The organism is Enterococcus pernyi (assembly GCF_045371165.1).
Lineage (GTDB): Bacteria > Bacillota > Bacilli > Lactobacillales > Enterococcaceae > Enterococcus_B > Enterococcus_B pernyi.
In genome coordinates this window covers 381,110-396,079 of record NZ_JBIQDM010000002.1, presented here as the reverse complement: position 1 = coordinate 396,079, position 14,970 = coordinate 381,110, and the positions used below count along the sequence as shown (strand labels likewise).

General features: G+C 39.1%; 15 protein-coding genes. 9 read left to right on the top strand and 6 right to left on the bottom strand.

Annotation, left to right across the window (positions count from 1 at the left end):
• Nucleotides 1-114: 114 nt before the first annotated feature.
• Nucleotides 115-1,659: a hypothetical protein gene (locus ACH0AK_RS04480; RefSeq protein ID WP_226075710.1), complete on the top strand. Its 1,545-nt coding sequence runs from the start codon at nucleotides 115-117 to the stop codon at nucleotides 1,657-1,659.
• Between the two features lie 174 nt (nucleotides 1,660-1,833).
• Here the strand turns inward: ACH0AK_RS04480 and ACH0AK_RS04475 are convergent, their stop codons facing one another.
• The gene (locus ACH0AK_RS04475; RefSeq protein WP_010734759.1) at nucleotides 1,834-2,349 is read right to left on the bottom strand and encodes an LURP-one-related/scramblase family protein; all 516 of its coding nucleotides are present in this window, start codon (nucleotides 2,347-2,349) and stop codon (nucleotides 1,834-1,836) included.
• Nucleotides 2,350-2,375: 26 nt separating this feature from the next.
• On the bottom strand, nucleotides 2,376-3,245 hold the full coding sequence (locus ACH0AK_RS04470; protein ID WP_023520110.1) for a Cof-type HAD-IIB family hydrolase: 870 nt from the start codon (nucleotides 3,243-3,245) through the stop codon (nucleotides 2,376-2,378).
• 123 nt (nucleotides 3,246-3,368) lie between these two features.
• On the opposite strand from ACH0AK_RS04470, the gene ACH0AK_RS04465 reads away from it, so the two are divergent.
• The 4 genes from ACH0AK_RS04465 (at nucleotide 3,369) to ACH0AK_RS04450 (ending at nucleotide 6,293) form a co-directional block, all read left to right on the top strand.
• Nucleotides 3,369-4,049 carry a uracil-DNA glycosylase gene (locus tag ACH0AK_RS04465; RefSeq protein ID WP_023520109.1) on the top strand — a complete coding sequence of 227 codons (681 nt, stop codon included), beginning with the start codon at nucleotides 3,369-3,371 and terminating at the stop codon, nucleotides 4,047-4,049.
• A gap of 155 nt (nucleotides 4,050-4,204) precedes the next feature.
• Entirely contained in the window at nucleotides 4,205-5,185 is a 981-nt protein-coding gene (gene pta / locus ACH0AK_RS04460) for a phosphate acetyltransferase (protein ID WP_010734762.1), read from the top strand.
• 114 nt (nucleotides 5,186-5,299) lie between these two features.
• A complete protein-coding gene (tsaE, locus tag ACH0AK_RS04455) occupies nucleotides 5,300-5,773 on the top strand; it encodes a tRNA (adenosine(37)-N6)-threonylcarbamoyltransferase complex ATPase subunit type 1 TsaE (RefSeq protein WP_023520108.1) in 474 nt (157 codons plus the stop codon).
• Entirely contained in the window at nucleotides 5,766-6,293 is a 528-nt protein-coding gene (locus tag ACH0AK_RS04450) for a GNAT family N-acetyltransferase (RefSeq protein ID WP_023520107.1), read from the top strand. The genes tsaE and ACH0AK_RS04450 overlap by 8 nt, the downstream gene beginning before the upstream one ends.
• A 131-nt stretch (nucleotides 6,294-6,424) precedes the next feature.
• Here the strand turns inward: ACH0AK_RS04450 and ACH0AK_RS04445 are convergent, their stop codons facing one another.
• Together ACH0AK_RS04445 and ACH0AK_RS04440 are read right to left on the bottom strand one after the other, a co-directional pair.
• Nucleotides 6,425-6,958, bottom strand: coding sequence for a 3'-5' exonuclease (locus ACH0AK_RS04445; RefSeq protein WP_010734765.1), 534 nt, complete (start codon nucleotides 6,956-6,958; stop codon nucleotides 6,425-6,427).
• A gap of 153 nt (nucleotides 6,959-7,111) precedes the next feature.
• Entirely contained in the window at nucleotides 7,112-7,864 is a 753-nt protein-coding gene (locus tag ACH0AK_RS04440) for an exodeoxyribonuclease III (RefSeq protein WP_023520106.1), read from the bottom strand.
• Between the two features lie 105 nt (nucleotides 7,865-7,969).
• Here ACH0AK_RS04440 and ACH0AK_RS04435 point away from each other — a divergent pair, with 105 nt between their 5' ends.
• From ACH0AK_RS04435 to ACH0AK_RS04425, 3 genes are all read left to right on the top strand, one after another.
• Complete coding sequence (locus ACH0AK_RS04435; RefSeq protein ID WP_023520105.1) at nucleotides 7,970-8,890, top strand: Gfo/Idh/MocA family protein; 921 nt, start codon at nucleotides 7,970-7,972, stop codon at nucleotides 8,888-8,890.
• Between the two features lie 70 nt (nucleotides 8,891-8,960).
• Nucleotides 8,961-9,866 (top strand): UDP-N-acetylmuramate dehydrogenase, encoded by a 906-nt coding sequence (murB, locus tag ACH0AK_RS04430; protein ID WP_041684266.1) that lies wholly within the window; start codon nucleotides 8,961-8,963, stop codon nucleotides 9,864-9,866.
• 18 nt (nucleotides 9,867-9,884) lie between these two features.
• Complete coding sequence (locus ACH0AK_RS04425; protein ID WP_499796743.1) at nucleotides 9,885-10,460, top strand: GNAT family N-acetyltransferase; 576 nt, start codon at nucleotides 9,885-9,887, stop codon at nucleotides 10,458-10,460.
• An 836-nt stretch (nucleotides 10,461-11,296) separates the two neighbouring features.
• On the opposite strand, the gene ACH0AK_RS04420 is transcribed toward ACH0AK_RS04425, so the two are convergent.
• Nucleotides 11,297-12,139, bottom strand: a complete 843-nt coding sequence (locus ACH0AK_RS04420; protein WP_023520102.1) for a DUF2238 domain-containing protein — start codon at nucleotides 12,137-12,139, stop codon at nucleotides 11,297-11,299.
• 281 nt (nucleotides 12,140-12,420) lie between these two features.
• Between ACH0AK_RS04420 and ACH0AK_RS04415 the strand changes: the two genes are divergently transcribed.
• Nucleotides 12,421-13,932: a flavocytochrome c gene (locus ACH0AK_RS04415; RefSeq protein WP_137072690.1), complete on the top strand. Its 1,512-nt coding sequence runs from the start codon at nucleotides 12,421-12,423 to the stop codon at nucleotides 13,930-13,932.
• 51 nt (nucleotides 13,933-13,983) lie between these two features.
• Here ACH0AK_RS04415 and ACH0AK_RS04410 read toward each other — a convergent pair whose 3' ends face one another.
• Nucleotides 13,984-14,970 carry an NAD(P)H-quinone oxidoreductase gene (locus ACH0AK_RS04410; RefSeq protein ID WP_023520100.1) on the bottom strand — a complete coding sequence of 329 codons (987 nt, stop codon included), beginning with the start codon at nucleotides 14,968-14,970 and terminating at the stop codon, nucleotides 13,984-13,986.

Sequence of the window (14,970 nt, the reverse complement as noted above, 5' to 3'; positions counted from 1 at the left end):
TGTAATTTTTCTATATAATTTCAGAAAAATATGTATTTTATCGATTTTTAGGAATATAATTACGAATGTTTTTATGTTATGAAATTTCATATATTGATGAAAAGAGATGAAAAAATGTTCAAAAATAAAGTTGTGAATCTTTCCCTAATGTCTGTTTTGCTTCTCCATTTATTTTTTCCAATCCAAGTAATTGCTGAGACATTTCTTCCACAAGATCCAGGAAGTGTTTATGATGATTTGACTGGTGATTATGGGGTATTAGGGATTGCTTCTCAGTTCCATGTGTTCGCAAAAGAAAAAACGACCATCAATGCGCATACAGAGGGGAATGTAGCAACGAGTGTTTTATCAGCAACGAATAACTTCGGTACATCGATCAGTACAGGGGATTTAAATAAAGAGATCAATTATGCACAATCCGTTGAGACAATCATTAGCTCAGCAGAAACTGCGGCTTCTGTTAAACGATCGAATAAATTTATTGTGGGACCAAACAATGTGATCACGACGGAAAACGATAAAATAATTGTCAATGGAACAAGATTGGATCATTTATCAGTGGATGAGTTCTATCAAGATCGAGAAGATGCTCAATATATTGATTTCAACAAAGAGTTTGAAAATTTAATGCTGACATCAAATATGTTGATGTCATTAGATCCATTAAAAACATATACGCCAGATGATTTCCCTGATATGAATAATCGTGTGATTGACTGTACAGATCTGGTTGGGGACCAGCCCTATGTCATCAATGTTGCTGCTTCTGTTCTGGCAAAGAATACCCCCTTACGAATCAACAATCCTGAGGGAAAAGTGCTTATAATCAATGTTGTCGATGCACCGACTAATTTTTCGGTACAATCCCAGATCCAATATAATAAACGTTCCAATCATCAAACAGAAGATTTTTCTGATGCCAATATTTCTTGGAATTTTGGTAATCTAACAGAAAAATTAGAAATCAATGCGCCTTTCCAAGGAACGATTATTGCACCTTGTGCGGATATTACAGTCAATCAAAGTCAAGATGGAACGATCATAGGGAAAAATGTGATCTTGAATGCTACAACAAATCGTTGGGACCCAAATGAAATTTTTGCTGTACCAAATACGCATGATGACACGACAGATACAACAAGTAGCAGTACAGAACCAAGTACGAGTGAAAGCAGTACAGAACCAAGTACGAGTGAAAGCAGTACAGAACCAAGTACGAGCGAAAGCAGTACAGAACCAAGCACAAGTGAAAGCAGTACAGAGCCAAGTACGAGTGAAAGCAGTACAGAGCCAAGTACGAGTGAAAGCAGTACCTATCCAGGTAAAAATGGAAAGCAATCAGATACAAGTACCACAACAAGTAGTGCTAGTAGTGTTTCATCAACAAACGAGTCTGACGAGCCTGTTATCAGTGGAGAAGGAACAGTTGAAAGCGATGGATCAGGTACGATGCAAATGAACGATAGACGTGAAAATAAAGTAGCGCTAGCTGTTGAATCAAATACCAATAATGATGATCCTTCGACTAAGAATGTACAATCACAAAATCAACAGCTTTTCCCTCAAACAAATGGGGAAAGAAATAATTTGTGGATCATGGTAGGTGCAGTGCTTGTCTATGTAGTGACACTTCTTTTCTATAGAAGAAAACAGGTGTAAAAGAAAAAACGAAGCTGTGACATCGATTGTCTGATCCCTTTAAACCTGAATAAACGGTGTTCCAGAAGTAACTCCTTTAAAAATAAGCCAGAAAACTCCGAAAATTTGAAAGACAATTTTCGGAGTTTTCTGGCTTATTTCTCGGAGCTGGACATTTCTGTCACAACCTTATTTTTAGTTGACATCAAAGCGATAAGAAAGAGGTGTTTCTTTGTCTTTGTTTTTTCGATAGAGCCAGTAATCAAGGACAGCAGCGATACAGATACAGATAGGCGCATTTTCTTCACAAGGGATATCAAGGACATAATAATCACCGGTAAAGAGGGTTGCTTTGTCCATTTCCATGATTGGTTCATTGAAATGCTGGATCTGATAACGATGATTATAGATATCTCCTTGAACAGTCCAATGTAATCGGCGAATATAATAAAAATCTCCTGGCCAATTGAAAATCTTTTGCATCGTACCGACTTTTTCGAAATCTTTATAAAGTTCAAAGCGTGTCCCAAATGTCAGACTGATTTGTTTGATATGAGCGACTAGATCTCCATTCATGGCATAAAGAGATAAAGCATCTCCTTTCGTTCCCCAGCGGCCGACCATCAAAAAAAGTGATTTGCCTTTTTCGTCTTTGACGATTGTCCGGGTCGCACGACTCAGCTGTTTTTCCTGAATGAAAAATTCTGACATATTTGTTCCCCTCTTTCTTCAAACAACTATAGATTTTCGTTGATTGCGCGTAAGATGGCTTTGCCAACACCCGATTCAAGGTTCGTGTCTGTTAAGTATTTAGCGTAATCTTTGACTTCGATCTCTGCATTTCCCATAGCGAAACTAACGCCGGCGGTTTGCAACATGCTGACATCATTGAAATTATCACCGATCGTCATGACTTCATCTAAAGTGATCCCTCGTTCATGAGCGACATGAGCAACTGCGATTCCTTTTTGAGCATTTTTATGGTTGACTTCAAGATTATTTTGACCAGAAGAGGTCACTGCCAGTTCGCCTAAATTACTGATTTCTTTCCCTACAGGGCCTAAAATACGTGGACCTTCAGTATGGAAACAGATGATTTTTAGGACTTCAAGTTTATCATCAAGTAGTAATTCGCGAATGCTGTCAACATAAGTGATGTGTAAGAGTTCAAGATTAGCTGAAGCCATGGCGATCGCCATTTTGTAAGTCAAATGGGGCATATGGGTCGCAATGGAAGAAGCAAAGCTTTCGATTCTTTTTGGTTGGCTTTCCGAATACAATCCTTGGTTTGTCGCTACCTCGTAATAAATACCATTTGCATCTAAAATATCCATAACTGTCATGGCTTGGGGACTTGGAATTGGTACTGTAAAAAGCGACTTACCGGATCTGTCAAAAACTTGCGCGCCATTCAAAGTGATCATCGCACAATCGATTCCTGCTTCATCTAAGGCTGCTCGTGCTTCTTGTGCGTTACGTCCAGTAGCGACCATAAATTCAATACCCAGCTCATTTGCCATGCGGATTGCTTCAGTATTTTCTGTTGAGATACTCATATGTGCATCGAGTAAAGTGCCGTCCATATCAGAGGCAATTAATTTGATCATGTGATTACCGTTCCTTTCCTTTTCTCCTTCCTAGTTTAACATACTAATGCGAGATAAGATGGAAGATTTTGACTTGTTAACAAATAATTTGTGAGTTATTCTGGAAAATAGGAGGTGGGAAATTTGAAGAAAATCATCCACAATAGTTGGCAAGAAGTATTAGCTGATGAATTTGAAAAAGATTACTATCAGCAGTTGAGAATATTTTTAAAAAATGAGTACGCAACTCAAAAAATCCATCCGGATATGTATCATGTTTATGAAGCGTTAGAGCTGACTCCCTATGAAGAAGTCAAAGTCGTGATTCTAGGACAAGACCCTTATCATGGAGTAAATCAAGCGCATGGTCTTTCTTTTTCCGTACAACCAGGAGTAAAAACACCACCGTCTCTGGTCAATATCTACAAGGAATTGAAGAATGACTTAGGGATCGAACCAGTTTCTCATGGGAATTTAGTGACTTGGGCCAAACAAGGTGTGCTGCTGTTGAATACTGTACTAACTGTCAGAGAAGGGCAAGCTTATTCTCATCGCGGAAAAGGCTGGGAACAATTGACGGATGCGATCATTGAAAAGCTGAATGAACGAGACAAACCGATCGTATTTATTCTTTGGGGGAAACCTGCACAAGAAAAAATGAAAATGATCGATAAAAGTCGACACATTATAATAACAGCCCCACATCCAAGCCCATTATCGGCGCATCGTGGCTTTTTTGGTTCAAAACCATTTTCAAAAACGAATGATGCGTTGCTTGCTCTGGGTGAAACACCGATTGATTGGCAACTGCCTAAAACAGTGTAATGATACAGCGCTTTCCTGTTATAGTGCAGTTTTTCCGGATTATGTGAAAAACTTAATTATTATCCATTATTTGACTGATACAGAAATTTAAAACTGTTCTTTTTTTTGATAATAGTGTATCATGGTAGTTAATAAAAATAACTGGGGGTCATCTTGTGGAATTGTTTGATAGTTTAAGATTTAAAATTGTACGTCGCGGCATCAAAATCGTGTTTCCAGAAGCAACGGATGCAAGAATTTTAGGAGCAGCAGCACGTTTAAAAGCAGAAGAATTAGTTGAACCGATTTTGATCGGCAGCAAAGAAGAAATTGAAGCAGCAGCAAATGCACGTGGTATCCAAACATCTAACTTCACGATCATCAATCCAAATGATTATGAAAAATGGGATGAAATGGTCGAAGCTTTTGTTGAACGCCGTAATGGAAAAGCAACAAAAGAACAAGCAGAAAAAATCTTAAAAGATGTCAATTACTTTGGAACAATGCTTACATATATGGGCATTGCTGATGGTATGGTTTCTGGAGCGATCCATTCAACCGGAGATACAGTACGTCCAGCACTACAAATCATCAAAACAAAACCAGGTGTAAGTCGTACAAGTGGTGCTATGATCATGGTTCGCGGTAGAGATCAAGAAAAGTATGTCTTTTCTGACTGTGCGATCAACGTGAATCCAAACGCACAAGAATTAGCTGAAATTGCTGTGGAATCAGCAAAAACAGCTGAACTATTCGATATCGATCCAAAAATCGCATTGATGAGCTTTTCAACAAAAGGTTCTGCAGCAGCTCCTGAAGTAGATAAAGTGGTTGAAGCAACAAGAATCGCGAAAGAATTAGCGCCTCAATATACGATCGATGGCGAATTACAATTTGATGCTTCTTACGTTCCAGCAGTCGCTCAATTAAAAGCCCCTGATTCTAAAGTGGCAGGTCAAGCAACAGTCTTTGTCTTCCCTGAATTACAATCAGGAAACATTGGCTACAAGATCGCTCAACGTTTTGGTAACTTTGAAGCAATCGGACCAATCTTACAAGGATTGAACAAACCAGTAAGTGACCTTTCTCGTGGTGCTAATGAAGAAGATGTCTACAAATTAGCAATCATTACAGGTGCACAAACATTATTAGATTAATCGAACAGTAGATCTAAAAAGAAAAGGGCTAGGGAGCTGAGGATTCCTGACTCTTTTCTTTTTTTTTGTTGGATTACACGTTATACTGACAAAAAAGAATGAGGAGAAATGATGATGATTGAATTAACAAGTGTGGCGATGACAGACCAATTAGCAGAAATCATTGGAAAAGTCGCTCATCCGGGAGATAATCTAGTGTTAACTGGCGATCTAGGTGCTGGTAAAACGACTTTGACAAAAGGAATTGCAAAAGGATTAGGCATCGTTCAAATGATCAAGAGTCCGACCTATACGATCATTCGGGAATATACACAAGGAAAAATGCCTTTGTACCATATGGATATCTATCGTGTCGCTGCTAGCGGTGCTGATTTGGGATTAGATGAATATTTTGAAGGTGATGGACTTTCAGTCATTGAGTGGGGAAATCTATTAGAAGATGCTTTACCTGAAGATTATTTGGAACTGATTATTGAGAAAAGTGATACAGAATTAGAAAAAAGATATGTGAAATTCCAATCATACGGACCGAATAGTCAAGAGTTTGAAAAACGTATCTATGAAGCATGGGCGAATTCTCATGGCTAATGATGTTGAACTGACGTTAAAAGAAGCGGAGAAATCAGATGCTGAAGGATTGTTAGTGATGCTACGCCAAGCGAGACAAGAAACGGATTATTTTGTTGTTGAGGAGCGTTCACTCAATAAAAGTAAAGAGGTACTTGCAACTGAATTGTCTCGAATAAAAGAAAGTGCAGAACATTTATTATTTTTAGCCTGTGTCAAAAAACAGGTGGTAGGTGTTGTTTCTGTTGCTCCCAAACCTGACTTGCCCCGTCATGGCGAAATAGGGATCAGTATCTTGAAAGAATATTGGGGAATGGGGTTAGGTAAGATTCTTTTAGAGGAGGCAATCATTTGGGCTACAGAAAATGCGCGATTTAGTACGTTGGTTCTTGACGTATTGGCGGGCAATCAACGAGCCATAAATCTTTATCAAAAAATGGGGTTTCAAGAGGAAACCCAAAGTGTTGACTCTTCGAGAAGACAAGGTCAATCATTGGCGATAATCAAGATGAAACGAACGATCGAGCATAAAATAAACTGATTTCAAAAACAAAGAACCTGAAAAATAGTTGTCCACTTTTCAGGTTCTTTATTTATCATCATCTTTGATTCTTTCGTACGAGGGAATCAACCAATAGAAATGCAAGAATTAGCTTATTTTAGCTAGTTGAACTATTTCACTGTGACTAATTTTTTCAATGGGTCTGTCCCAAAATATTTTTCCTGATATAACAAGATTTCCGCACATGCTCGACTATCTTCTAACGCATCATGGTGATTTTTCAACGTGATATCCAAATTTTCACAAACTGTATTCAAGCGATGATTTGGCATTTCTGGAAACAAGCGGCGACTTGTTTTGACGGTACACAATGAGAGATAGTTCGGTTGAGGCAACTGATAATAATCTAAACAACCAGCTAATACTTTTGTATCAAATGCGGCGTTATGCGCAACGACTAATCGGTTTTTTTGGAAATACTTTTCGATTTTCTGCCAAACATCTGGAAATTTAGGTGCCTGTTGGACATCTTCGGGTCGGATACCATGGATCTGGATGTTCCGCCAGAAAAATGGCGTTTCCGGTTGGATCAAGGTATAAAATTCATCGACAATCTGACTGTTCTCCACTTTGACAAGGGCTAAGGAACACGCACTATGAGATTGGTGGTTCGCAGTTTCAAAGTCCATCGCGATAAAATTCATTTTCAAATAAGCCTCCTTTAAAAAATAAACCATAACATAGATTTGTATGAAAAGAAATAGCTTTTTCAGACTATGTATCAAGTAAATATGGTGCCAGTGAAGGATCAAAGGAAGAAAATCGGGACAACCCAATTTCTTCCGTTGCTATCCTAACTATTCGATAATTAATTCGACAGGGCAGTGGTCACTACCTAGAATCGATGTATGGATTTTTGCATCAACCAAACGAGGTGTCAAATCTTCACTCGTCAAGAAATAATCGATACGCCAACCTGCATTGTTTTTTCGAGCATTGAAACGATAACTCCACCAAGAATAGACACCCTCTAACTCTGGATAGAAGTAACGGAAAGTATCTACAAAACCATTATCAAGTAAATGAGACAATGCGTTTCGTTCTTCGATAGAGAAACCGGCACTTTTTTGATTCGTTTTCCAATTTTTCAAATCGATGTTCTCATGGGCAACATTTAGATCCCCACAAACAATTACCGGTTTTTGTTTTTTCAACTCTTCTAAATAATCATAAAAAGCAGATTCCCATTCTAAACGGTAATCGAGACGTTTCAATTCATTTTGTGAATTTGGTGTATAGCAAGTGACTAAGTAAAATTCAGGATATTCTAACGTGATCAATCGGCCTTCTTGATCATGGACATCAATGCCCATTCCATAAGAAACGTTCAATGCAGGTTCTTTGGCGAAGATCGCTGTACCTGAATAGCCTTTTTTGACTGCATAATTCCAATATTGATGGTAACCTGGTAAATCCAAGTCGATTTGACCTTCTTGTAACTTTGTTTCTTGAAGACAGAAGAAATCTGCATCAAATTCCTTAAATGTTTCTAGAAAATTTTTGTTGACGATGGCTCTTAAACCATTGACATTCCACGAAATCAGTTTCAAAAAAACACGCTCCTTTTTCTATCAAGTCTGTGCGATTATATTGTACCTCATTTTTATTAAAAATAGTGTAAGATAAGAGTAATAACAGATAGCAGGAGGGAAACCATGAAAATTGGCGTAGTAGGAGTAGGTAACATTGCCGAAAAAGCATATTTACCCACATATGCAGGGAAACAAGGAATGGTTGATTTTTATTTTGCGACACGTAATCAGGTAACGAAAGATCGTCTGAAGAAAACCTATGGATTTGCTCATTTGTATGAGTCTTTGGATGACTTAATTGAAGAGGAGATCGAAGCATGTATGATCCATGCGGCAACAAGCGTTCATTTTCAATTAGCTAAAAAATGTTTGGAACATAATATCCATGTTTATATCGACAAGCCTTTAAGTGTCGACCTAAAAGAAATCCAAGAGTTACAAGAATTGGCAGAACAACATCAAGTGATTTTAATGGTGGGCTTCAACCGACGATTCGCCCCAATGGTCGAAGAATTAAAAGCGATTCCAGAAAAACGGTTGATCCAGTTACAAAAAAATCGCATTGCGGCAAAAGAAGCAACTGCTTTTGTCATTTACGATCTGTTCTTGCATCTGGTGGACACGGCTGTTTATTTATTAGACGAACCAGTGATCAAAACAACTTCTCATATCCGAGAAAAGGAAGGATCTATGGAAGTAGCGATGTTGCAACTTGAAACTGCGAACCAAATGGCAATTGTGACGATGGATCTTGGAAGTGGTGCAAATACTGAAACCTATCAAGTAACGAGCAAACAAGGAACCTATGAATTGAGTGATCTGACAGAATTAGTCATCCGTAAACCAGATACGGTGGAAATAAAGAAATTTGGTGATTGGGAAACCACGCTGAGCAAACGTGGTTTTGTGCCAATGGTTGAACGATTTTTTGAAGAAATCCAACAACCGACGCCAAATAATGAAAAGTTAAAACAAACCAACATTTATGAGAGCCATGCACTTTGTGAGGAGATGTTGAATAATCTTTATCGTCATCAGCTTTGAGCAAAACTGGCAAGATTGTTTTAAGCGTGATAGAATGATGGGGACGTTTGAAAAGAAAGGAAAGTCCTCAGTGAATAAAGAAGATATCGTTAAAAAAAATCCAGAGTTGAATCTGTTGCTTGATGAACCGTTAAGTCATTATACATTTACCAAAACCGGTGGACCGGTAGATGTTTTAGCTTTTCCCAAAACCAAATCAGAAGTCAAACAGGTAGTTGACTATTGTCGAGAAAACCAAGTGCCATGGTTGGTATTAGGAAATGCAAGTAACTTGATCGTCCAAGATGGTGGGATACGCGGCGTGGTCATCATGTTGACAGAGATGAACCAAATCAGCGTTGAAGGCACGATGGTGATTGCAGAAGCAGGTGCGAAACTGATCGATACGACGTATGCAGCCTTAGCAGAATCTTTGACAGGATTCGAATTTGCCTGTGGGATTCCTGGAAGTATCGGCGGTGCAGTCTACATGAATGCAGGAGCTTACGGTGGGGAGATCAAAGACGTGTTTGCAGAAGTCGATTTATTATTAAGTGATGGGACGATCCAAACTCTGTCAAATGAAGAAATGGCCTTTTCTTATCGCCACAGTGAATTACAGAAGATGGAGGCCATCGTCTTAGAAGCTCGTTTCCAATTAACACCTGGTGATCATGAGATGATCAAAGGTCGGATGGACGAATTGACGGAATTGCGTGAAGCAAAACAACCATTGGAATACCCTTCATGCGGTAGTGTCTTCAAACGACCTGAAGGACACTTCACAGGACAACTGATCCAAGAAGCAGGCTTACAAGGTTTGAAATGGGGCGGCGCACAGATTTCGGAAAAACATGCCGGCTTTATCGTCAATATCGACCATGCAACAGCAACTGATTATACAGAGTTGATTGCCCATATCCAAGAGGTGATCAAAGAGAAGTTTGATGTCGCATTAGAAACAGAAGTACGGATCATTGGTGAAAAAAGAAGCTAAAGGAAAGTAGGTGGCGTGATGTTAGATAAGCAATTGCCCTATGCAGAGATTTGGATGACACGCCCACTCAATGAAGAATTGCCTTCTTATCCCTTGAATCAGCAGTATCGCTTTGAAAAGTATCAACCAGGCGCAGAGCAGGATTGGGCAATCATTGAAACAGCAGTCGGTGAATTTGACTCTGTGGAGGAAGCACTGGTTTACTTTGACCAAGCTTTTGCCCCTTATCCAGAAGAACTGGCAAAGCGCATGTATTTTGTGGTCAACGAACAAGGTGAACGCATTGCCACATGCACTGCTTGGTGGAAGCTTCGTGAGAAAGAATATCCGCTTTTTCATTGGTTAGCGGTCAAGCCAGAACATCAAGGAAAAGGGATTGCCAGAAGTTTGACGATCGAAGTGCTCCGTTGTTTTCAGCAAATAACGACACAAAGTCCAATTTATTTACACACACAGACATGGAGTCATCCAGCAATCAAACTTTATCAAAGTTTAGGTTTCACGTTCATCCCTGAGAAATTTGATGGTAGCGAAAATCCCGATTATGAAATGGTGATAGATATTTTATCATCGAAAATTAAAAAAGGCGCCTAAAAAATAGGTGATGACAGAAGTATTCAGCTCCGAGAAATAAGCCGTGAAACCCGAAAATTGTTCTTCAAATTTTTGGGTTTCACGGCTTATTTTTGACGGAGTTGGCTTGCGAATACCGTATACACGATTTTAAGGATAGAAACAAAAAGGAATTTCATTTTTTTCCTAACGCTTCAAATTGCTTCAATGTTAGAGAATTATTAGGTTGATCGCTAAGTGGAAAATCCTTCACTAAGGTATTAAAGTTATTAGTTCATATACCAACGTTATTTAAATATCAAGAAATAATAGGTCAACTTAGAAAGAGGTTTGTGTGTATAATCCTGTTAATAAAAAAACAACAAATCGTCCAGATGATTTAGTTATAAGAGTCAATTAGATACTCGAGATAGTTGAATCACCAAAAAATGCAAGGTGTTTTGCTAAAATACTACAAAAATTTCGCATGGAAAAGAACCTCACGTTCATTACTTGTCCATTTCCAGCGTAAAATAGCTTATTAGGATTCCAAGCAGGTATTTCTGCCAAATCTAGCAATTTATCCTGATCGTTCGAATGATTTAGGCCATTCATTAGATAAATATGTCAATCATTGTTTTTGTGACTGGTTTACAACAGACAAAAAAACAGAACTTCAAAAGATCATGGCTATTGATCCTACAAAACAAAAAAAGGTGGGACAGAAGTGTTTGGTCACGAGAAATAAGGTGTAATCCCCAAAAATTACTCTTTGAATTTCTGTGGATTTCACCTTTTTTCTGACTATTATCGCTTATGGTTCAGCCGGTTATTTGGGCTTGAGGTCAAAACTAAAATCAATTTTACTTTTTCTCCAGCTACTCTTTTTTGTTTCCAGCAGTATCCATCCGTGTGGTCACACCTTTTTTTCTAGGGATGAAGTTCCGGATGAACGTAAATTTCCGATAATCGTTTCGTGTATAAAGATAGCCGAAAACGCTGAAGACAAGGGCTCCGATAAAATTGACGAATAAATCTTTCATCGTATCTAAGATCCCGATGTCCAAGTACCCATCTGCCATGACATACTCTTTGGTTTTGCCATGCTCATCTTTATATGTGACGGTTGTTTGTTGGATATCTTTGATCTTATATACGGTGTTGCCATCCTCACTTAATTTGACACTGTTGATCTGATCAACATAGTTATCTTTTTGCATGTCCATCTGCAAGACTTGATCCGCAGAGAATTCGATAAATTCCCAAAAAACCCCTACGGTCATGGAAAAACAGAAAGAGACTAGAGCGACTAGTAATGGCGTCAGATTCATTGTTTTCGTGTTTTTGTTCAAAAGATAGACAAGAGAAAAACCGACACCACCTGCTAGGAAGCCGCTTAGTGCGTGTAACGCTGTGTCCCATAGTGAAAAGTAGCCATAAAAGTCACTTAATTCACCCAAGACAGTGGCACTGAAAATAAAGGATAAGATGATGATTTCCAGTGTGTTAGGGATTTGGATCTTTAGTAATTTTTCTAGTAAATAGGGGATTTCAAACAATAATAAAGTTAATAATAAGAGCATGATATTCCCCATGTTCCGGTCAATCAATTGGTCGACGAGCATGACCACCACAATGATACGTAAAATGATGTAAATCGCATGAGTGACCTTCCCAGCAGACTTACTCCCTTTTGAAAAAAAATGTTTGATAAATTTCATAAATGAACTCCTTCGTGTTTCATATCGATTATACTTGTCTAATGAAAAAAGCCCAAATCTTCTGTTTGGATCAAAAAAAAAATTTTTTTTTGCCTGACTATTTATTCAAGAAACTCGACTGTTTTTCGATAGTTACTAACGAAAACTTGAAAAATTTGGAATATTAATGGTTATTTATAAAAGAGTGAGATACCAGTAGTACGGAAAATGTAAATTGTTGGTTGAATTTGTGAATGCTATCACTTATGATGGGGTAAGTGTTAAATTTTAGGAGGACAACTATGAAGAAAACAATTAAAGGGTTACTGACAGTTACAGCAATTTTTGCCTTAGGTGCCTGTACGCCTGATGAAAAAGAATCTGCATCCAGTAGCTCTTCCACAAAAGAATCAACAGAAGTATCATCCGGAGCGTCTGCTCAAACTTACACAAATCCAGCTGATATGAAAGAAGAATATGATTTGATCATCGTCGGCGGAGGAGGAGCTGGTATGGCAGCTGCAATCGAAGCAAAAGATGCAGGCTTGAATCCAGTCATTTTTGAAAAAATGCCAGTTGCTGGTGGAAATACATTAAAATCTTCAAGTGGAATGAACGCATCTGAAACAAAATTCCAAGAAGAAGAAGGTATCACTGATTCGAACGACGCCTTTTATGAAGAAACATTAGCAGGTGCGAATGGCACAAATGATAAAGAAATGTTACGCTATTTTGTCGATCATTCGGCTGCTGCAATCGAGTGGTTAGATGAAAATGGCATTAAATTAGATAACTTGACGATCACTGGTGGAATGAGCGAAAGACGAACACATCGCCCTTCTGATGGTTCTGCTATTGGTGGCTATTTAGTCGATGGGTTATTACGAAATGTCCACGAACGCCAAATCCCGATTTTTGTAAATACTGAAGTGACAGATATCCAAAAAACGGGAGATACAGTTAACCAAGTAACGGTCCAAGTCCAAGGGGAAGAACCAAAAGAGATCACTGGTAAGGCTGTAGTTGTTACAACTGGTGGATTCGGTGCGAGTGAGCAATACATCCAAACTTACCGTCCAGATCTGGAAGGATATGTAACGACGAATCAAGTGGGATCAACAGGCGATGGTATCAAGATGATTGAAAAATTAGGCGGTCAAACGGTCGATATGGATAAGATCCAGATCCATCCAACGGTTCAACAAGATGAAGGATTCTTGATCGGAGAAGTGGTACGTGGTGAAGGAGCGATCTTAGTCGATCAAGATGGCGAGCGTTTCGTCAACGAAATGAATACACGAGACAAAGTATCAGATGCAATCACTGCATTGCCAGAAAAATCTGCTTATTTGATTTTTGACCAAGGGGTACGCGATCGCGCAACAGCCATTGAGTTTTATGATGAAAAAGGTTATGTAACTGCAGGTGAGACGATTGAAGAATTGGCAGAGAAAATCAACTTACCAGCAGAAACATTAGCACAAACAGTAACAACTTGGAACGAAGAAGTTGCCAATCAAGACGATACAGCATTTGGTCGTACGACAGCCATGGAGCATGATCTGTCTAAACCAAACTACTATGCGATCAAAATCGCACCTGGTATCCACTATACGATGGGTGGAATCAAAATCAATACGAACACAGAAGTTGTGGATAAAGACGGACAACCGATCACTGGACTTTACGCAGCAGGTGAAGTCACTGGTGGCTTACACGGTGAAAACCGCATCGGCGGAAACTCTGTAGCGGAAATCATTATTTTTGGACGTCAAGCAGGACAACAAGCAGCAAAATTTGTCTCTGCACAATAATAGAAATGATATAAAAAGAGAACCTAAGGCGCATGCCCTAGGTTTCTCTTTTTAAGTTTCACTGACTGTCAAAATGATTTTTCCAACGTTTTTGTTGGCTTCCATATATTCATGGGCTTCTTTTGCTTCTGATAATGTAAAGGTTCGATCAATGATTGGACGGATCGCTCCGGTTTCAAAATAAGGATCGATGTTTTTCATAAACTCTTGAGTCAGTTTTGCTTTGTATTCATCACTTCTTGGTGTCAATAGCGTACCAATCAATTGGATTCTTTTTTGCAGCAAAACGCTTAAATCAAGAGACTCGACTGTTGTGCCTCCTAGTGTGCCAATCAAGACCCAGCGACCATCTACAGCAATCGATGCCAGATTTTTTTCCCAATAAGAAGCACCGATGAAATCTAAGATGACATCAACGCCATGCCCATCAGTTATCTTTTTTACTTCCTCCGCGAAATCTTGCGTTTTATAGTTGATTACTTCATCTGCGCCTAATTCTTGGCAAAAGGCTAACTTTTCAGCTGAACCTGCGGTAACGATGATGCGTGCTTGCGAATATTGTTTGGCTAATTGGATCGCTGCAGTACCAACGCCACTTGCACCAGCATGGATCAAGACAGTCTCATTTTTTTGGAGTTTTCCTAACCAATACAAGGTTTGATAGGCAGTCAAGAAAACTTCAGCGATACCAGCGGCTGATACGTAGTCAAGGGAATCGGGCAAGAGGATTGCTCGATCTGCTGGGATTACGGCATATTCTGCATAGCCACCTAAATTCACTAGACCATAGACTCTCGTTCCAGTTGAAAACTCAGAACGGTCACTTGCGTTTTCAATGACTTCACCAGCAACCTCTACACCTAAGATCGGGTAAGGCGCTTGAAGTGCAGTATTTTCGCGACGCATGATATCCGTACGATTGACCGCAGCGGTGTGGACTTTTAACAATAACTCCCCAGCTTTTGGAATAGGTCTAGGGACATCCACTTCAGTCAAAACGTCTGCTGAACCGGGATGTTTCATAGAGATTCCACGCAT

Coding starts and splice junctions, on each gene's coding strand:
- ACH0AK_RS04480 (WP_226075710.1), top strand. CDS start 115: ATGTTCAAAAATAAAGTTGTGAATCTTTCCCTAATGTCTGTTTTGCTT.
- ACH0AK_RS04475 (WP_010734759.1), bottom strand. CDS start 2,349: ATGTCAGAATTTTTCATTCAGGAAAAACAGCTGAGTCGTGCGACCCGG.
- ACH0AK_RS04470 (WP_023520110.1), bottom strand. CDS start 3,245: ATGATCAAATTAATTGCCTCTGATATGGACGGCACTTTACTCGATGCA.
- tsaE (WP_023520108.1), top strand. CDS start 5,300: ATGATTGAATTAACAAGTGTGGCGATGACAGACCAATTAGCAGAAATC.
- ACH0AK_RS04450 (WP_023520107.1), top strand. CDS start 5,766: ATGGCTAATGATGTTGAACTGACGTTAAAAGAAGCGGAGAAATCAGAT.
- ACH0AK_RS04445 (WP_010734765.1), bottom strand. CDS start 6,958: ATGAATTTTATCGCGATGGACTTTGAAACTGCGAACCACCAATCTCAT.
- ACH0AK_RS04435 (WP_023520105.1), top strand. CDS start 7,970: ATGAAAATTGGCGTAGTAGGAGTAGGTAACATTGCCGAAAAAGCATAT.
- ACH0AK_RS04425 (WP_499796743.1), top strand. CDS start 9,885: ATGTTAGATAAGCAATTGCCCTATGCAGAGATTTGGATGACACGCCCA.
- ACH0AK_RS04420 (WP_023520102.1), bottom strand. CDS start 12,139: ATGAAATTTATCAAACATTTTTTTTCAAAAGGGAGTAAGTCTGCTGGG.
- ACH0AK_RS04415 (WP_137072690.1), top strand. CDS start 12,421: ATGAAGAAAACAATTAAAGGGTTACTGACAGTTACAGCAATTTTTGCC.
- ACH0AK_RS04410 (WP_023520100.1), bottom strand. CDS start 14,970: ATGCGTGGAATCTCTATGAAACATCCCGGTTCAGCAGACGTTTTGACT.